This window comes from Anaerobacillus sp. QJM3NY_17, from assembly GCF_056173665.1.
Window position 1 is genome coordinate 2,340,012 of record NZ_CM149685.1, and the last position, 19,258, is coordinate 2,359,269.

Annotated in this window: 15 protein-coding genes; 1 reads left to right on the plus strand and 14 read right to left on the minus strand. The window is 39.7% G+C overall.

Features of this window, described 5'->3' with window-relative positions:
- Positions 1–315: 315 nt before the first annotated feature.
- From AC0VYV_RS12275 to hutU, 8 genes are all read right to left on the minus strand, one after another.
- A complete protein-coding gene (locus tag AC0VYV_RS12275) occupies positions 316–2,379 on the minus strand; it encodes a thioredoxin domain-containing protein (RefSeq protein ID WP_475373863.1) in 2,064 nt (687 codons plus the stop codon).
- A gap of 82 nt (positions 2,380–2,461) precedes the next feature.
- Entirely contained in the window at positions 2,462–3,001 is a 540-nt protein-coding gene (locus AC0VYV_RS12280) for a DUF6241 domain-containing protein (protein WP_475365307.1), read from the minus strand.
- A 187-nt stretch (positions 3,002–3,188) separates the two neighbouring features.
- Positions 3,189–3,455, minus strand: coding sequence for a hypothetical protein (locus AC0VYV_RS12285; RefSeq protein WP_430242918.1), 267 nt, complete (start codon positions 3,453–3,455; stop codon positions 3,189–3,191).
- Positions 3,456–3,606: 151 nt separating this feature from the next.
- On the minus strand, positions 3,607–5,124 hold the full coding sequence (gene hutH / locus AC0VYV_RS12290; RefSeq protein WP_475373864.1) for a histidine ammonia-lyase: 1,518 nt from the start codon (positions 5,122–5,124) through the stop codon (positions 3,607–3,609).
- Positions 5,125–5,229: 105 nt separating this feature from the next.
- Complete coding sequence (hutP, locus tag AC0VYV_RS12295; RefSeq protein WP_226613503.1) at positions 5,230–5,670, minus strand: hut operon transcriptional regulator HutP; 441 nt, start codon at positions 5,668–5,670, stop codon at positions 5,230–5,232.
- Between the two features lie 101 nt (positions 5,671–5,771).
- Positions 5,772–6,758: an agmatinase family protein gene (locus tag AC0VYV_RS12300; protein WP_430242923.1), complete on the minus strand. Its 987-nt coding sequence runs from the start codon at positions 6,756–6,758 to the stop codon at positions 5,772–5,774.
- Complete coding sequence (hutI, locus tag AC0VYV_RS12305) at positions 6,755–8,029, minus strand: imidazolonepropionase (protein ID WP_475365309.1); 1,275 nt, start codon at positions 8,027–8,029, stop codon at positions 6,755–6,757. The genes AC0VYV_RS12300 and hutI overlap by 4 nt, the downstream gene beginning before the upstream one ends.
- Positions 8,030–8,042: 13 nt before the next feature.
- Positions 8,043–9,710 (minus strand): urocanate hydratase, encoded by a 1,668-nt coding sequence (gene hutU, locus AC0VYV_RS12310; RefSeq protein ID WP_475373865.1) that lies wholly within the window; start codon positions 9,708–9,710, stop codon positions 8,043–8,045.
- Between the two features lie 387 nt (positions 9,711–10,097).
- Here hutU and AC0VYV_RS12315 point away from each other — a divergent pair, with 387 nt between their 5' ends.
- The gene (locus tag AC0VYV_RS12315) at positions 10,098–10,988 is read left to right on the plus strand and encodes a fructose bisphosphate aldolase (RefSeq protein WP_475367652.1); all 891 of its coding nucleotides are present in this window, start codon (positions 10,098–10,100) and stop codon (positions 10,986–10,988) included.
- 79 nt (positions 10,989–11,067) lie between these two features.
- On the opposite strand, the gene AC0VYV_RS12320 is transcribed toward AC0VYV_RS12315, so the two are convergent.
- From AC0VYV_RS12320 to xylA, 6 genes are all read right to left on the minus strand, one after another.
- Positions 11,068–12,558, minus strand: a complete 1,491-nt coding sequence (locus AC0VYV_RS12320) for a helix-turn-helix domain-containing protein (protein WP_475365312.1) — start codon at positions 12,556–12,558, stop codon at positions 11,068–11,070.
- Positions 12,559–12,799: 241 nt separating this feature from the next.
- Positions 12,800–13,336: a hypothetical protein gene (locus AC0VYV_RS12325; RefSeq protein ID WP_475365313.1), complete on the minus strand. Its 537-nt coding sequence runs from the start codon at positions 13,334–13,336 to the stop codon at positions 12,800–12,802.
- A gap of 115 nt (positions 13,337–13,451) precedes the next feature.
- The gene (locus tag AC0VYV_RS12330; protein WP_194221835.1) at positions 13,452–13,940 is read right to left on the minus strand and encodes a hypothetical protein; all 489 of its coding nucleotides are present in this window, start codon (positions 13,938–13,940) and stop codon (positions 13,452–13,454) included.
- 45 nt (positions 13,941–13,985) lie between these two features.
- The gene (locus tag AC0VYV_RS12335; protein WP_475373866.1) at positions 13,986–14,678 is read right to left on the minus strand and encodes a MerR family transcriptional regulator; all 693 of its coding nucleotides are present in this window, start codon (positions 14,676–14,678) and stop codon (positions 13,986–13,988) included.
- A gap of 1,173 nt (positions 14,679–15,851) precedes the next feature.
- The gene (gene xylB, locus AC0VYV_RS12340) at positions 15,852–17,339 is read right to left on the minus strand and encodes a xylulokinase (RefSeq protein ID WP_475373867.1); all 1,488 of its coding nucleotides are present in this window, start codon (positions 17,337–17,339) and stop codon (positions 15,852–15,854) included.
- Between the two features lie 50 nt (positions 17,340–17,389).
- Positions 17,390–18,721: a xylose isomerase gene (gene xylA / locus AC0VYV_RS12345; RefSeq protein ID WP_303533555.1), complete on the minus strand. Its 1,332-nt coding sequence runs from the start codon at positions 18,719–18,721 to the stop codon at positions 17,390–17,392.
- Between the last annotated feature and the right edge of the window lie 537 nt (positions 18,722–19,258).

Below are 19,258 nucleotides of genomic sequence, written 5' to 3' on the forward strand. Positions count from 1 at the left end.
TTCTATTTCTATTGTAGCGAATATGCGTTCGAATGGATACCGTTTTGATTTGAAAGTAAAGCTTTTCCATTACCTACTAACTAATAATCGAAAACCTTCGTCAATGCTATTACAATCGAGCTCATTTCTTTCTTTAAGAGAACACGCTTTTCTCTTAAGGTACACGTATTCATCTTCAAAATAGAAACATATCAAATCAGGGTGCAATAGAGGCTTTCTATCGAGAATTTATCATCACCATACTTTTTCTCGTCCGACAACTTTACTAGTGACAAAGAAGCTACCATGGTCTCACAACCTGGGTAGCTTCTTTGTTTAATTATCCAATTCTTTTATTACCTTCTCTACATTCGTCTCAGGAAGCGAACAACTAAAATTCTCACAAACATAGATCGTTGTCGTATCTGTCTTTTCAAATTCAGCTACAAATGGAGCTGCTTCTTTTAACAAGGTAGGATCTTCAGTACTAATCACTGTAAGTTCAGGGAAAAAGTTCTGCTGTAAAAACTCTGCAATCTTTTCTTTGCTTGTATCACCATTTTTCCCAATAATAACAACTTCTTTTGGAGAGGATAAAGTATAAAGCTTGCTCATTAAGAAATAAGCGTGTCCACTGGAATACGAAGATACATCACCTGAAAAAGCGGTAAACATCTTTTTAGCCCACACATCATACTTTGCCTCCCCCGTTAACTTCGACAAACGAAGCAGTTGAAGAACAGCTACACTATTTCCAGACGGTAGCGCCCCATCATGCACATCCTTAGGTCGTGCAATTAATTCATCTGCATCATGGCCGTAAAGATAGAAACCTCCAGCGCTATCGTCCCAGAATAAATCGTGCATCTCATCTGACAGTTTTTTCGCTTTGACGAGGTATTCTGACTTAAACGTAGCTTCATACAATTCGTTTAATGCCCATAATCCATAAGCATAATCATCATGGTATGCTTTAAATTTCACTTCACCATCGCGGTAACGAGCCATTAATCTACCGTCTATGACGAGATTTTCTTCGATGAATCTGAATGATTGCTCAGCAGTTTGTGTGTAGGTATGTTGAGCGAACACCCTTCCTGCCTTAGCGAAAGCTGCAATCATAAGCATATTCCAGCTTGTAAGGATCTTATCATCCTTATAGGGGTGAATCCGTTTTTCACGAACCTCATACAGCTTCTTTCTAGCCTCTTTTAACTGCTTATTAACATCTTTTTCTGTCATGCTAAATGATTTAGCAACCTTTGAAAGATCGGTTTGAATCAAGTTAGGAATGTTTTTCCCTTCAAAGTTCCCTTTTGACGTGATGTCATAAGCTTTGCAATATAGGGAGCCTAGCTTATCGCCAAGAATGTCGTGGACCTCACTCTCTGTCCAAACATAAAACTTCCCCTCTTCTCCTTCTGAGTCAGCGTCTTCAGCGGAATAAAAGCCACCTTGCTCAATAGTCATATCTCGCGTCACATACTCGAGAACATCACAAGCGACTTTCTTATAGTGTTCTTCTCCCGTTACTTGATAAGCTTCCGTGTAGGTAAGGGCAAGCATGGCGTTATCATACAACATCTTCTCAAAGTGAGGCACTAGCCATTCCTGATCTACCGCATATCTTGCGAAGCCATAGCCAACATGATCATAGATCCCGCCCTTTGCCATCGCGTCAAGCGTTCGTGTAACCATTGTTAATGCGAGATCATTATCGTATTGTCGATAATATCTAAGTAAATACATCAGCATATGAGGTGATGGGAATTTTGGAGACTGACCAAAACCACCAAAGATGGTATCAAAGGAATTTTGCATCTGCTCAAAAGCTTTATGTAAAGGTTCCTCTGTTAATTCCCCACCTTCTGCATTCATCCGCTCTTGCAAGGAGGCTGTAATTTTCTCCCCGATTCCTGTAATTCGATCAGGGTTTTCCTTATATTGCTGATAAAGCTGCATAATAGCATCTTTAAACCCAGGAATATTGTATCTGCTTTCTTTCGGGAAGTACGTTCCTGCGTAGAATGGTTTTTGATCAGAAGTTAGAAAAACGTTCAATGGCCACCCACCCTGACCCGTTAATCCCTGACAAACTTTCATATATATTGAATCAATATCTGGACGCTCTTCGCGATCGACCTTAATCGCTACAAATCGATCGTTTAAAAGCTTTGCTGTTTCCTCATCCTCAAAGCTTTCTCTTTCCATTACATGACACCAATGGCAGGTCGAATACCCGATCGAAACGAGAACAGGCTTATCCTCCCGCTTCGCTTTTTCAAACGCTTCTTCTCCCCATGGATACCAGTCTACTGGATTGTGAGCATGCTGAAGCAAATAGGGCGATTTTTCATGAATTAACTTATTTTCGTATGGCTGATTGGCTTGATTTTTCACGTTACACCCTCCGTCTCTTGGTTTATCTATCTTCAGTGTATCAAAATGTGCTCCATAATCCTAAAAACAAAAATAAGCGGGATTACCGCTTATCATATGTCTGATCAATATATTTCTGCTCTTCTTCGGTTGTCATTAATCTTTTTGCTTTTCCAATTGTTCCTCCATTTAAATCCCATATGTAATTATGAACTTCTACCGCATTAGAAAAATCTCCCTCGTCCCATTCTTCTAATGTTTCAACGTAAAAATCTTGATATTTGTATTCTTCATTCGTACCCTGTACTTTCTCTAATACTTCTAACATATTATCGATGCGTTCTTCTGAAATTTGATAGATTCCCCATTTATCTTTAGCAACCACTTTTTGATGAGTCATGCCGTGAATGTAATCCTGAAATTTGCTTTCCTTTGGTATGCCTTCAGCGCTAATCGGTTCTTCATTGTCACTTACATAGCGCGCAGGGTCAACAGATGATCCAGTCGCTTCATCAACGGTATCCGCTTCATTCGTTGTTTCTTTTAAATCCCAACCTAAATCAGAAATAAACCAGTAAGTGAATCCAAATATGAAGACCAAAATAGTAGAAATGGAAATGATTAATGTTTTTGTAGATGGCATTGACTGTTCCAACTCCTTAAACAAATCGATCCCTCTCAAATCGGGAAGGGATTGTTTAGATTTAACGTTCCGCAAGTCCAAAAAGGACATTTATACCTATTTTTACATACATTTCTAAAAATACAAGGTTAATAAACTATTTTCTGAAAATTTATTCGAAACTTGAATATTTGCATGTTTTATTAGGCTAATGGATAAGCATGTCCAGCTCTTTCGACATAAAGTATTGAGAGACAGGAGGTGTTAAAATGGGAAATCGCCGTAATGCAAGTAACCCTAGAACATATGTTAAACGAAACAACCAAACAGAAGGTGAAGCAACTGGTCGTAGATCTAGAGGATGTGGATCAAGAGATAGTGACACAAGAGGTCGCCAAACTGGTCCGAGCTGTTCTAGATACTGCTCTAACGTTTGTCGTCGTTTATTTCCTTTAGACTTCACACGATGCTTCAATGACTGTGTATCCTGTCAGGAAGAAGTTCTCTTTGAAACGGACCACGAATTTTACGAAGATTAAGAGATGACGTTGAAAAGGACAATCCTATTTAATAGGCATTGTCCTTTTTAGCTTATTTCACTATTTTCTCCTCTGATTAGCTACGCCTTATCCTGGAATTAACTGACGATTAATGGACCAATCAAACTGATCTGTCTTTAACCATTTTGTAAGAGCTTCGATATCCTCGGAGAAAACACGATCTTCCTTGATGGAAGGGACAACTAATCGACCTTCTTCATAAAGCTTCTGAGCTGATACAGAAGCTAACGAGATTCCGCGAATTTCTAATGCTTGCATCCCGCAAATCATTTCAATGCCGACTACCTTTTGGGCATTCAATATAATTTGATAAGCATGACGAGCCCCTATTGTCCCCATACTTACGTGGTCTTCCTGATTTGCTGAAGATGGAATGCTATCAACACTTGCTGGGTGTGCTAACGTTTTATTTTCTGATACAAGAGAAGCAGCCGCATATTGCATGATCATGGCGCCAGACTGCAAACCAGGGTCCGGACTTAGAAATGCTGGGAGATCATTTAGCTGAGGATTAACGAGCCTCTCCACTCGTCGTTCCGAAATATTAGCCATTTCGGCTACAGCTATTTTTAAGAAGTCCATCGCAATTGCAATGGGCTGACCGTGAAAATTCCCTCCGGACACAACCGTTTGTCCATCCTCTAAGATGAGTGGATTATCTGTTGCAGCATTCATTTCGATTTCAAGTTTTTCTTTAATATACGCTAAGCTTTGTCTAGAAGCTCCATGTACTTGCGGGATACAGCGCAGCGAGTAAGCATCCTGTACTCGTTTCTCTCCTTGATGTGTCACGAGTTTGCTATCGTTTGTGAGCGTTCGTATTCGCTCTGCAACTTCCATTTGTTCTGGATACCCACGCGCTTCATGTATCGCTGGATGGAAGGCATCTACTATACCTTCAAGCGCTTCAAACGTCATTGCTCCAATCCAATCACACTGATTTATTAAGCGCTCTGCTTCAATATAGTTAATGACTCCCATCGCCGTCATCGCCTGTGTACCGTTAATTAGTGCAAGCCCCTCTTTTGCCTTTAAGGAAAGAGCAGGAAAAGAGAGAGCATCATACACACTTTTTGTAGGAACGATGCTGCCCTTATAGTGCACTTTTCCTTCCCCTACCAGAACTAGCGCAAGGTGAGATAGGGGTGCTAGATCCCCGGAAGCACCAAGAGAACCTTGACTTGGTATAACTGGAATGATATTTTCATTCGCAAGATGGCAAAGGCGCTCCACAATACAAGGACGCACGCCAGAATATCCTTTGAGTAAAGCGTTCAATCTTAATACAACCATTGCTTTACTCACTGATTCTGGGAAGTATTCACCTATCCCGCACGCATGAGAACGAATGAGATGGAGCTGAAGTGTATCAACATCTTTATCCTGTATATGAACATCGCTAAATTTACCGAAGCCTGTATTGATCCCATATACAGTCTTTCCACTAGCGACAATCCGTTCTACAGCCTCTCTGCTCCGCTTCACTTTATTCATGCTGACTGGATCAATCGTAATCTGTTCTCCACCATAAATAAGTTGTTTCATTTCGATTAATGTTAAATTAGTTCCGTTTAATTGAATCATGTCGATCCCCTTCTTTCAGTAATTTGATCGCCATAAAAAAAGAGACGACAATGGAACAGACTGTTCCATTGCCGCCTCCTCATCGCTAATGACTTTAGGCAGCTTTTAACCTATATGATTTATTCCTAGTCCAAACGTTTCATGTTCAAGACCTTTCACCGGAGCACCAATTGTTCCATAGAAAGCTACCGCAAGCCACTCACCTTCGTCATAATGCTCATAAGGAGAGCCGCGTACTATTGCAAAACGCAAGCCTACAGTCCTCATCATGTCACCTGCTCCAATTTGCCCCCGCATGACCCCTTCTAATGCTTCTAAGATGGCGTGATACAACGCATGCGTTTCTCGATAGAGGTCTTCCGAAATAATATTATTCCTTTTTGCGGATGTTTCGACAGCTGATATTACTTTTTGCATGCTCATAGATCCTGACTTTCCCTGACAGTAATCAACATCTTTTAGCTGAGCTAAAAATGGTTCTAACTCTTCAGGAGTTAAAGAAGCTACAAGCATCGCTAATTTTCCAATCAAAATTTTTTGTGCCAATACTCTCACCTGTCTATCATTCTACTATTCACTAATATCTCACTTAATTGTAAGCGCTACCAACACGTGCGGTCAAGATGATTTAGTTTGGATCGTATTCCTTATCTTCTGCAAACGCCTGTTAAAAATGAGAGCATCGTATGAACGGCGCTTTTCACCCCCATCTCCCCTACATCTTTTCTGGGATCAAGGCACACAATGTCCATTGCTTTTACTTTCGAATGCTCACCAGCTAACTGAACAGCCTCAAACAGCTCTTCCGTACTCATACCACCAGGCGTTGCTGCTGGTGCTGCCGGGTTATAAGCGATATCAAGGACGTCCATATCAACCGTTAAATAAATCGTATCAACCACTTTTTCTAATTGAGCTAAGGCATCCGTCACAATGTGGCGAATCCCGTTTTTTCTTACCTTCTTCATCGTAGTGTAGTGAACGCCGTGTTGATCAGCATAATTCTTCAACTCGTGACTATTAAAAAAACCATGCAATCCGATCGTATGAACATGCTTTCCTTCAACTGTGTGACTTTCTACTAATTGACGAATCGGCGTTCCATTTGCTGGACCGATATGTGCTAAATCACGTAAATCAAAGTGCGTATCCAATTGTAAAATGCCAATCGTTTCGTTGTTATGAACTTGCTTCCAGCCTTTAATTAACATAGCAGTAATCGAATGATCCCCACCCATCATTAACGGTATAGTATGTGGATGGTGTTCTCTCATAGCTACCATCGCTTGCTGAATTTGCTGGTGTGTGTACCTGATATCCGTCACATGCTGCTTGACATCTCCAAGGTCTATTGCTTTTATACGAGCTAGATCAACCTCTTCGTCAAGGTTATAAGTGCCAAATGCCCGCCAAGCTCTTCGCATGGCATCAGGATTTTCACTAGCAGCAGACGTACTAATAGACGATTTAGATAAAGGTACCCCGAGAATGGTAACGTCATATTCCTCCCAGTGTGGTTTCCTCTCCCCTATTGTCTCAATCCATTCATGGACTTTTAGATCAACTCGTTTATCTGTTTGCTTAGACCAAATCATACTAGGGCGATTTAACATTGGGTATGGATAATCGTTCATTGCAGGTAGCCTCCTACTACGAGTGGCACTCCCCCTTTAATGACGGTATCGACATGATTCATTCCATATTGATAGGAGAGAGTTAGATAATTCGGAACATCAAATATTGTGAAATCTGCTTTTTTTCCAAACTCAAGACTTCCAGCCACATCTGCACAACCAATTGCATGGGCTGCATTGATTGTAGTCGCAGTCAACACTTCTTCAGGTGTCAATCCCATTTTCAAACAGCCTAAGTTCATAATAAATGGGAGAGAAAGTGTGGGAGATGACCCTGGATTCGCATCAGTAGATAACGCAATGGCTATTCCTGCATCAATCATTTTTCTCCCCTCTGCAAAATCAGCCATTAAGAAAAATGCTGTTCCTGGAAGTAATACGCCAATAACTCCAGCGTCTGTCATGTCCTTTATCCCCTGATCCGATGCTCTGAGAAGGTGATCTGCTGAAATGGCCCCAACGGATGCAGCTAGTTCCGCTCCGCCATAAGGTTCAATTTCATCTGCATGAATTTTGGGAATTAGTCCATGAGCTTTACCTGCTTCAAGGATTCGCTTTGATTGATCCGGTGTGAAAACACCCCGTTCACAAAAAACATCATTAAAAGTAGCCAACTTCCGCTTTGCTATTTCAGGGATCATTTCAGTGATCACTTTCGAGACGAATTTTTCAGGATCGCTTTTCTCTGATAAAGGAACAGCATGAGCACCCATAAAGGTTGAAACGATATCTATAGGATGCGACTCATTTAATAGTTTAGCTACCTCTAATTGCTTTATTTCATGATCTAGCGTTAGCCCGTAACCACTTTTGGCCTCAAGTGTTGTCACACCGTGTAACAAAAATTTGTTCAAGCGTTTTTTAGACTGTTCGAAAAGTTCTTCATGACTCGCTTCTTGGGTCGCGCGAGTTGTTGCATGAATCCCCCCGCCTGCTTCCATGATTTCCATATACGTCTTCCCATGTAATCGCATCGCATATTCATTTTCTCTCGTCCCTGCATGAACTAAATGCGTATGAGGGTCTATCAGCCCTGGCGTTACCACTTTCCCTGTTGCATCGATGATCTCTGACGCATGAATAGAATCTTGATACTTATTAACTATGTCGGCGCTTGGTCCTACTTCAATAATAATTCCATTTTCCATATAAACCGCACCATCTTCAATCATTCCAATTTGCGACATTTCTTCTTTTCTAGCAGGATGATTGGAATAACCTTCCATCGTAATTAGCTGGGCCGCATTCTTTATTAATAGTCGCTTTGTCATTACCATCCACCTCCTATTTCTTTCGTAGCATCGGGACTTGAATCCCTTTCTCTTCTGCTGTTTTCCTTGCTAGTTCATACCCCGCGTCAACGTGTCGAATGACACCCATACCAGGATCAGTTGTTAACACACGTTCAAGACGTTTTTCCGCTTCTTTTGTGCCATCTGCTACAATGACCATCCCTGCATGGAGAGAATATCCCATTCCAACACCGCCACCGTGGTGAACGCTGACCCAGCTTGCTCCACCTACACTATTAATCATAGCATTCAAAATGGGCCAGTCGGCTACAGCATCGCTTCCATCTTTCATGGCTTCTGTTTCTCGATTTGGTGAAGCTACAGAGCCAGAGTCAAGATGATCACGTCCAATCACAATTGGTGCACTCAATTCTCCGCTCGCTACCATATCATTTATAATTTTTCCGAATTTAGCTCGTTCTCCATAGCCGAGCCAACAAATACGTGAGGGAAGTCCCTGGAAACTAATTTTCTTCCTTGCCATTCGAATCCAATTGCACAAGTGTTCATTATGACTAAACTCTTTTAAAATCACTTCATCTGTTTTATAAATATCTTCTGGATTTCCCGACAAAGCTACCCAGCGAAATGGACCCTTTCCTTCACAAAATTGCGGGCGAATATAAGCCGGTACAAAACCTGGAAAATCGAATGCATTTTGAATCCCTTCGTCTTTTGCCACTTGACGAATGTTATTTCCATAATCAAAGGTGATGGCTCCGAGTTTTTGCATATCAAGCATAGCTTGAACGTGTGTAGCGATACTTTTCTTTGCCAGCTTATTATATTGGACTGGATTTTCTATCCTTAACTTATTCGCTTCTATTAGATCTAATTTCACTGGAATATATCCATTAAGGGGATCATGTGCCGAAGTCTGATCTGTTAGAATATCTGGAATAAAACCCTTTTCGATCATTTTAGGTAACATCTCTGCTGCATTACCAAGTAAACCAATCGAAAGCGCTTCTCCTTTGTCACTTGCATTCTTCGCCATTTCAATCGCTTTAGCAAGACTATTAGTAGAAGTATCAAGATAGTTTGTTTCAATTCTCCGCTCCATTCGCTTTGGATCCATTTCTATCGCAATACAAACGCCACCATTAAGAGTTACAGCTAGCGGTTGAGCAGCCCCCATCCCACCTAAGCCAGCTGTTAGGGTAATCGTATTCTTTAAAGTTCCATTGAAATGCTGTTTGGCGCATTCACCAAACGTCTCATATGTCCCCTGTACAATTCCCTGACTTCCAATGTAGATCCAGCTGCCAGCCGTCATCTGGCCATACATCATTAACCCTTTTCGATCAAGCTCATGAAAGTGCTCCCAATTGGCCCATGCCGGAACTAAATTAGAGTTAGCAATTAATACCTTCGGAGCATCTTTATGAGTTCTGAAAACAGCAACCGGCTTTCCAGACTGTATTAACAACGTTTCATCATTTTCCAACACTTTTAACGAATTCACGATCGCCTCATAACAATCCCAGTTACGTGCCGCTTTTCCTATTCCTCCATATACAACAAGTTCATCTGGATTTTCTGCCACATCAGAATGTAGATTATTACTAAGCATCCGTAAAGCTGCCTCCTGAACCCAGCCTTTTGTATGAAGCTCTGTGCCTCTATACTGCGTCACTCTCTTTGATTTGATATCCGACATACTCCCCATCCTTTCGAAATGCGTTCATATTGAAATCGTAGCATGACAATCACTATGGAAATAGATGACCAATTTTCGAATAATAGTACATTATTTATAAAAAACGATATCAGTTTAAGCTGCTATCAAAACGAATAGTAATTATTTTATAAAGAGTAATTAAGCTATTTCCATCACATGATTAAAAGTAAGCCGAGTCGGGTAAATTTCATGAATGTAGGGAACCATCTGTTTAAGAACGTCTATGAAAATAGAAAAAGCGATATTTTATATCGGTTTTATTAGTATTCTGTTATCTAAGAAATTCCGTGTTATGTATGACGTAATATTGGGAAGAGTATAGGTGGTTGCTTTATTAAAGTTTAGAATCAAAAAGGAGTGGAGAACATGAATAACAGTCAATTTGACAAAATCAAGAACGGAAAAGGATTTATCGCAGCGTTAGACCAAAGTGGTGGTAGTACTCCTAAGGCGCTCGCAGAATATGGCGTTCCTGAAGATTCCTACTCTAACGAAGATGAAATGTTTGACCGAGTACATCAGATGCGTACAAGAATTATTACTTCACCCGCTTTTAGTGGAGACCAAATTCTAGGCGCTATCTTATTCGAACAAACAATGGACCGCGAAATCGAAGGAAAGTATACAGCAGACTTTCTTGCAGACAAAGGGATCGTTCCTTTCCTAAAAGTGGATAAAGGACTAGCAGATCAAGAGAATGGCGTACAGCTTATGAAACCAATTCATGATTTAGATGAGACGCTAGGTCGTGCATCTGAGCGAAAGATTTTTGGAACTAAAATGCGCTCTGTCATCCATGAGCCTAATCCAAGTGGCATTAAAGCAGTCGTAGATCAGCAGTTTGAAATCGCCAAACGAATTTTAGCGACTGATATTATGCCAATTATTGAACCAGAAGTTAATATTCATAGTGAAAGCAAAGAGAAATCTGAAGAGATTTTGCGCGATGAAATTTTGAAGCAACTCAATGATTTATCTGAAGATCAAAATGTCATGCTAAAGCTTTCAATTCCAACGAGAGCAAATGCTTACAAAGAATTGATTGAACATCCACGCGTTCTTCGCGTTGTAGCACTTTCAGGCGGCTATTCTCGTGATGAAGCCAATGAAAAACTGAAAGAAAATGATGGTCTGATTGCAAGCTTTTCGAGAGCATTAGCAGCTGATTTAAATGCGAATCAGTCTGATGCAGAATTTAATGAAGCGTTGCAAAGTGCGGTTGATTCCATTTATGATGCTTCAGTTAATAAAAAATAGTAACAAGAAGATATAGTAGTGTATTTCTTTTATCAATATGAAACGGGTGCGAATACGAGAATGTATTCGCACCCGTTTGTTATGTGGAGAATTTCTTGACTTTCGGTTCATTCGACTGAAACCGTCGATACTCTCCTGGAGTTTGCCCTGCGACTTCTTTAAAAACTCGACTAAAATAGTTCGGGCTCTTAAATCCTGATTCACGCGCAATGAATTGAATAGTTTCTTGTGTAGTCATGAGCAACTCTTTTGCTTTTTGAATACGGGTATACGTTAATATTTCACGAAACGACCGTCCATATTTTTGTGTTAATGTATGGCTTAAGTAAGCTGGATTGCGAAGGACATGATTAGCTACTTCTTCTAATGATAGATTAGGATCATTGGAATGATCATCAATGTAAGCGAGCGTTTCCTCAATGATATTTCTTTTTAAAGGTGGGTTATCGGCTAATTGATGAAGAAGTTGTGTGATGAATAATATTAAGTCCTGTACAATTCGGTAGAGTACAGAACTATATAATATCGATTCAAACACTTCTTTATACAAAGTTTCATTACGGACATCCGTCAACCCTTTTCGAACCATAAATCTTCGAATTTGAGCAAGAATGCTTGTTAAACGTGTTCGAAGCAATCCTGGGTCTGGATATGGAGGTTCCATTCCATAAAATTGCTCATACATCCACTTTTTCATTTCATCTACACAAGATTCATCAAGCATGAAAACCCACTTCCGCTGTTCTGTAATCGTCAAAAATGGATCTATCTCCTCCCAGGCTTCATCTTGATCAGCACGAAGAATTTGTTGGTAGCCAGTGAAGAACACCATTTCCATAACTTTCTTTAACTTCATATAAATTTGGTGTAGTGACAGATCTGACTTCCCATGATGCACCGCTATTACGAGGGACGATTCATTCAACTGCTCCCACTCCCGTAAGAAGCGCTGTGCCTGACTATTTGAATCTGGAATGGCATTCTCAAATACAACCACGATTCGATCACTGGTTGAAAAGACAAGGGGCTTGTTATAAAAATCAAATTGATCTATAAACTGACGCAACTCCTCAAGATAATCGCTTTTTTCTAACTTCATTAAATATACTGGAAAGTGATGGTTTACTTGATCATCAATAAACAATGATTTATACCAAACTCTTTCGTATGCCTCTCCTCCTAACAGTGTCTTATTTACCGCTTTAGCATTACGAAAGGCTTTTTGCAGAGATGTTTTCACCTCTAGGGGAGAAAGCGGTTTCACGATTAAGTCTATTGCACCGATTTCAATCGCTTCTTTTGCCCGTTCAAACGTTGGTTCTGCCGTCACAGCAATAACTTCACCTGCATACCGGTTAATAAAAGTTTTCATAAGACCCCACTTCCCCCTGGGGATCATATCTAATTCAATGAAAACCACATCTGGTAATTCCCTTTCTAACATAGTCATCACTTCTGTTAGATGGTTCGCAGTTATGAATAAGGAAATAGGAAAGGAATACTTTGAAATTAACCATTCTAATCCGCTCAGTTCTCGTGAATCACGGTCTGAAATTAATAGTTTGTACATAGATCTTTCTCACCTACTTTTTACTTACCATTTCGTTTAATCTACCTTACATCATCAGCGGATTATCCTTTGTTAAAAAATTCACTTATTTCAACTTTCTTTATCATTCATTTTGTCAAAATAATGCACATATCACAATGTTTTTTCATCATTCATATAAACTCTTTTATGACAAAACAAAAAAGGACATGCTAGTCATTTAGCAATCCTTCTTATCCTTCATTATAAGTTTAAGACTTCTTCATTCACCTTTACCAAGTACAGCAGTAACACCCCATACTTTATCGTATGCTCCGTAGCCATTTAACCCAATATCGAGGTCATGGAAATAGCGATGTAGCATTTGCACATCCTTTTGACTTGCATGCTCAACGTAACGAAGCGCGATGGATTTGATCTCCTGAAGGTCTCTTTCAAGATCCTTGTCCTCATTGTTTGCATAGAAATTTATATAAGAAACGATTTCAATAGCTTTATCGGTTTGATCATTTATATTCAAATTTGATATTTCTCCAAATCCTGTTGTCTGATTGTAATAGGCATGATTCGCTGCAATAAATGCATTCACGTTTTCCAAATCTGTCTTTTCAGGAAGAAGAGAGGCAATATCCTTCATTTCTTCCTTCGAATAAACTTGTCTATCCTCCAAAACCGACGATACAAGTTCCTTACTTGAAGTTTGCACATTTTCGTTTATGGAAAATAGGGCATAAATGGTAAGGGCCAAACTACCTAGTGTCGCTAGACCAAGTATGATGAATCTTAGTCTGGTATTCATCAAGATATAGCCTCCCTTATTATTATGAAACTGATCTTTAACGCAACAAAAGCGATATCTCATAAGGCTAATCGATATCGCTTTTGGCTATACGGCATGAGTGGAATGGTTCATCTTATTGATCTCCTAAAGTAACGGTGACACCAAAGGTATCTTCGTGGTCGTAGTTGTTCAGCGCTTTATCAAGATCATGAAAATACCTATGAATTTCTCGAACCTCTGACGTCGTAATCTCTATACTAGCAAGAGCCTTAATCGCCATTAAGTCCTTCTTAAGATCGTCATGATCTACACCAATTTCTAAAAACACATTAATATAAGCTACAGCAGCATCCGCTTGAACTTGTTGGGCTTCTATGTCCATCGGACGATCAATCATGCCATAGCCTGTTGTTCGATTGTAAAAAGCATGAAAATCTCCGACAAACTCTTCCACTTGTTTATATTCGGCCGGGAATGATGCAGCAGATACCACTTGATCATTCGCTTTCACTTTTGTACCATTCACTTCGGTATGCAGTGAGAAAATATAAATATAGAGAGCCGCAAATGTAGCAGCGACGAGGAGACTGAGTATGGAAAACATCACCTTAACCTGATCCATTTCATCTTCCCCCATTCGGATTTCTCTCTACTCTATTACAATTCCTTATTTCGCAAATCCGAATATATTTTTAATTTTCGTTACGCCCCATTTAGGATCATGTGATCTACTTTCATCACGGAAGCGATCCTGCACCACCGCCATCAGTCTTTCTTCTCGAGCTGACATATGATCTTCAGCAATTTTTCTTTCTTTTGTCACCTCAAATTGATAAAACTCACGCTCATCGACTGAAATATCAGCAAGATTATCGATTTTTTTACCGATAAAATTGAGTTCCATTTGATTAATAGTTGCATGAGCATCTGATGCAGTCGCTATTTCTTCATGAACAATTTCATGAACCTGATGGACAATATCCTTCTCCAACCGTTTAACCGTTTCATCGATTTTCAGTAGTTTCTTCACTTCATCAGATTCAACAAAGGAGACAATTTTTGAGAGAGATGATTGAATATCAGTCTGATCAGCAGGATTGTTAATCGGTTCAGGAGTATTTTCAATTCCTTTTCCTTGTTGATCCAATGCATTAATAATGACCTCATCTTCGGCATGGCTTTCCTTCATATTTTTAATTAATTGAAGCACTTCAATATCGCCAATTGTATACGTCCGAGCGTTGTTTTCATCACGTGGTATAGTTAAAAACGGAGCAAATTGCTCTTCCCATAATTTCAGTGTATGACGAGACACGTTCAACATGGAAGCCACCCTGGAAATCATCAAAGTATTATTCATCTTCATCATTCCTCCCCGTTGATTTTATAATGAGTTATTCCATACCTCTACACCAGTTTTCCTGCCAGATGACAAAGGTTCTTATCAACAGACAGAGACTCTTAAATATAGCGCTAATCTACCAAACCCTCCCCGTTTGTTGTAATGTTTTGAAACGGTTTAACAGCATTGGACGAATCATGACACCATTTTTCCTTCAGAGAAAGATATCGACATTAAGTCTGTTTTGTTAGTTGCTTAAATTCGTTGTATATGATGTAGCAGAATTGACTAGTGGACCTTATCCAAAAGAAAGACGACACTTAAATCCTTAGTGGATCAGGTGTCGTCTTTCATAAATAATAGGTTGATTTTATACTCGTGTAAAAAAGATGAAGGTACTAAGAAACCCTTAGTAGACATTTTAGGCAGAATTCTGAAGAATATCTTTTATATCATTCAAGTGTCCAATTAATGATAATGCTGGAACAAGAACATATAGGAAACCTTGGAACAGAACTCTCTTCTGTGATTTTTATCTAAGAAGCTCGAATCCTCCCCAGAATATCGCCACCATGATAGGGATGAAGAAGAAGGGGTATTGAGTCTGTTGTTGATTGACCAGATCTTTAAGAAGTTCAACCTTCCATTCCTCACCTTTTTGTGGTTCATAGGTAATTCTATCCTCTTTCAGCCCCAAGACGTTATGAGATTGTAGAACTAGCGTATCCTCTTTTGCTTCTAGCCCTTCGTAACCGAGCGGTGAATATCCCAGCGGATATGCGATTAAATAAGACTAGACAGATGCAATCATTAGAAGGGGGCTATAGACAAGGATACGCCTCACTTTCCTCAAAACTTTTTCATAATCTTTCAACTAAAAGCAAATAGCTTGCGTGTATTTTTATGTCCTATTTTCTTAAACCACAACAAATATGATAGAGCTCCTAAAATACAATTTGAACGATAAATAGCCAATTGGTGTTGGAATTGTATTTATTAGAAATGGGTTCCTAGCTTATCTTCACCTAGATAATCCCTAAAGTTCCACTTTCTTAAATCCACCAGCATAATTCCCAAAAAGCTAACTAGAATAGGAACAAACTCTGCAAAAAAAGGGCCCGTTTATCCAATACTGATGAACGGGCCCTTTTTTTTATTCAATTCAAGCTAATGTTTACTCATACTCATTTTTTATTGACGAATTGATTTTAACTGCTCACTCAAATCTTTTGTCTGAACATATACGGATTGATAAATCGAAAACATTTTTTTATATGCTTTTACATTAGCTTGATTCGGAGTGAAACGTTCTTTCACTTTTATAAAGGAATCACTGCAGGATTCAAGTGTAGAAAACCAGTTACAACCCACAGCTGCTAGCATCGCCGCCCCAAGGGCTGGCCCCTCTTCACTCTCATGCTTTACAACAGTAGCATCAAAAATGTCCGCCTGCATTTGTAGCCAGGAATCATTCTTTGCCCCACCACCAATAGAAACAATTTCTTGAATGTCTTTTCCATTTTCTCTAAAAATAGAAAGTGACTCCTTCAACGAAAAAGTGACCCCTTCTAATACTGCTTTTACAAAATGAGTTCTAGTGTGTGAAACATCCATTCCGATAAAACTGCCTCGTATGGATGAATCCGCATGCGGCGTTCTCTCTCCGGCCAAATATGGCGTAAAGAGCAATCCATTTGCACCTGCAGGGATATTGTCGATAGAAGAAAGCAATTCATCGAATGGCACTCCTTCGGCAAATTGGTCTCGAAACCAGTTCAGACTCTGACCTGCGGAAAGCGTGACCCCCATTGTATAATAAGCACCCGGCTTACTATGATTAAAAAAGTGAACCTTGCCGTTAAAATCAAGCTGATTGCGATCTTCATATGACAAAATGACGCCAGAAGTTCCAATACTACAGAGTGTTTTACCATTTCTAAGAATCCCAGCTCCAATAGCCCCGCATGCATTGTCAGCACCACCAGCAAAGATTTCTACATTATCCAAGCCTTTCACTAATCCCTTTGTTATATTACCGACTTTGGCAGTAGATTCAATCAATGGTGGGCATAGGGATAGACTGATGTTAGTCTTGGAAGTGACTTCTTCACTCCATTTATGCCCACTAATATCCATCATCAAGGTCCCGGCTGCATCGGAATACTCCATCTGGATCTCGCCAGTTAAACGATAACGTACATAATCTTTTGGAAGGAGGAAAACCTTAGTTCTAGCGTATAAATCTGGTTCATTCTCTTTCACCCAAAGTAATTTAGGAAGTGTAAATCCTTCGAGCGCAGGGTTATGGGTGATTTCAAGCAACCTCTTTTCCCCCACAAGTTTCTCAATCGTTCGGCATTGTTCAGTAGTTCTTGTATCATTCCAGAGAATGGCCTGCCGAAGAGGCTTATTATCTTGATCCAGTAATACAAGCCCATGCATTTGCCCAGAAAAACTCATTCCTTCAATAATTGCCGAGGAAGGAAGTTGTCGGGTAATCTCCTCCAAAGCATGAAGGGTTTGTTCCACCCAATCGTCAGGGTTTTGCTCGCTGTATCCAGACTTGGGTTGATGAAGCGGATATGTCTTTGATACTTCTGCTTGAATTTGCCCAGTTCGATCTACAGCGATGACTTTGACTGCACTTGTGCCTAGATCGACTCCAATAACATAGCTCATGGTGCTTCCTCCTTTCCCTCAACCATTTACTTTAAGTTTCATTCTTTAACTTATACACGAACATTTGAAAAAGCATTTAGTAAATATGAGTTAATTTCACCTTTTAGTTTTTCCATACGTCCTGATTTTGTCTCAATGTCATTAAGTCCTAAAGCATATTTCTCAAGCTTATGAAAGTCCGTCTTTCCTTCGATAATTTCTTTCCCAATACCTTCTGAGAAACTACGATAGCGATCCGAAATAAAATTCTCAAGAATTCGATCCTCTAACATTTGATGAGCCGCCTTTAATCCAATTGCAAAGCTATCCATCCCAGCAATATGGGCGTGGAAAAGATCGTCAGGATCGAAGGAGTTCCGACGAACTTTAGCATCAAAGTTCAAGCCACCTTTTCCAAGTCCATCATTTTTTAATATCTCATACATTGCGAGAGTAGTAGCGTACAAATCCGTTGGGAATTCATCAGTATCCCACCCAAGAAGCGTATCACCTTGATTAGCATCCACAGATCCTAGCATGCCATTTATTCGAGCGGTATGGAGTTCGTGTTCAAACGTGTGACCTGCCAACGTCGCATGATTCGCTTCGATATTGAATTTAAAATGGTTCTGCAAATCATATTTTTGAAGAAATGATAGAGATGTAGCTACATCAAAATCATATTGATGCTTTGATGGTTCTTTTGGTTTCGGTTCAATAAGAAATTGTCCGGTAAAATTAATTTCGTTTGCATAATCAAGCGCCATGTGGAAAAAGCGTGCTAGGTTGTCGAGTTCAAGCTTCATATCTGTGTTAAGCAAAGTTTCATATCCTTCACGTCCACCCCAGAATACATAATTCTCTGCGCCAAGCTCTTTCCCAACTTCCAGTCCTTTCTTCACTTTTGCTGCTGCATAAGCAAACACGTCTGCTTCAGAGGTGGTCGCAGCTCCGTGAGTGAATCGCGGATGGGTGAACATGTTTGCCGTATTCCACAACAGCTTTGTAGAGCTTGTTTTCATGTAGTCTTTTATCATCTTAACGATGGTATCGAGGTTATTATATGACTCTTTAAGTGTTTCTCCTTCAGGAGCTATGTCTACGTCATGAAAACAGAAAAATGGCGCATCTAGCTTATCAAACAGTTCAAATGCAGCTTCGACCCTTGCTTTTGCTTGATCCATACCGCTGTATTCACTCCATGGACGTATCATCGTGCCGGCACCAAATGGATCAGCACCATCTGCAGTGAATGTATGCCAGTAAGCAACCGAAAAACGAAGATGTTCTTTCATCGTTTTATGACCAATTTTTTCATTCGGGTTGTAATATTTGAATGCAAACGGGTTTGTGGATTGTGCTCCCTCATACTGAATACGATTAATGTTGTTAAAATAACCCAAAATAATCTCCTCCTCAAATAAAATTAGCTAACCAATGCGTACACTCACCCTACCTGTTACTGGATAAGAACTTCATGATGTAAAGCAGAGAACATGGTGTCACCTACAGTAAAAAAATCCTCTAAACTTATCTAATTTCTAATGACTTTATGTAACTGCTTTCACTCAGAAGTATAGCACCCCTACATTAGTTTGTCTATTAGATAAACTAAGTTTAAAATTACTAAAGTGAACAATATTAATAATTTAGTCAAATAGATACTAGTTGTAGAGGAGTTATATCATTAATAGTTGATTTGGAAAAATAAGACTCCATCACTAGTAAGAAATTACTCATCCAATGGTATTTCTCTTTCATGAATGCACTTACAGTCAACGTAATTTTCTGCTTCTACCGATCTTCTTTACTTAAAAAAATGGGGTGCGATCCGCCCCCCTCTGTAAGTCATTTATATTGCTAGCCATATATACTCCTCCAAATATTGCTTCTGCTTGCCTCAACGTTCTTATATTAATCGGATTTCATTATATCCCCCC

What these genes read in the sequence shown, in the direction of transcription:
- AC0VYV_RS12320 (WP_475365312.1), bottom strand. Translation starts at nt 12,558, where the DNA reads ATGTACAAACTATTAATTTCAGACCGTGATTCACGAGAACTGAGCGGA.
- xylB (WP_475373867.1), bottom strand. Translation starts at nt 17,339, where the DNA reads ATGAGCTATGTTATTGGAGTCGATCTAGGCACAAGTGCAGTCAAAGTC.
- AC0VYV_RS12335 (WP_475373866.1), bottom strand. Translation starts at nt 14,678, where the DNA reads ATGAATAATACTTTGATGATTTCCAGGGTGGCTTCCATGTTGAACGTG.
- hutI (WP_475365309.1), bottom strand. Translation starts at nt 8,029, where the DNA reads ATGACAAAGCGACTATTAATAAAGAATGCGGCCCAGCTAATTACGATG.
- AC0VYV_RS12315 (WP_475367652.1), top strand. Translation starts at nt 10,098, where the DNA reads ATGAATAACAGTCAATTTGACAAAATCAAGAACGGAAAAGGATTTATC.
- AC0VYV_RS12325 (WP_475365313.1), bottom strand. Translation starts at nt 13,336, where the DNA reads ATGAATACCAGACTAAGATTCATCATACTTGGTCTAGCGACACTAGGT.
- AC0VYV_RS12300 (WP_430242923.1), bottom strand. Translation starts at nt 6,758, where the DNA reads ATGAACGATTATCCATACCCAATGTTAAATCGCCCTAGTATGATTTGG.
- hutU (WP_475373865.1), bottom strand. Translation starts at nt 9,710, where the DNA reads ATGTCGGATATCAAATCAAAGAGAGTGACGCAGTATAGAGGCACAGAG.
- AC0VYV_RS12330 (WP_194221835.1), bottom strand. Translation starts at nt 13,940, where the DNA reads ATGGATCAGGTTAAGGTGATGTTTTCCATACTCAGTCTCCTCGTCGCT.
- AC0VYV_RS12280 (WP_475365307.1), bottom strand. Translation starts at nt 3,001, where the DNA reads ATGCCATCTACAAAAACATTAATCATTTCCATTTCTACTATTTTGGTC.
- hutH (WP_475373864.1), bottom strand. Translation starts at nt 5,124, where the DNA reads ATGATTCAATTAAACGGAACTAATTTAACATTAATCGAAATGAAACAA.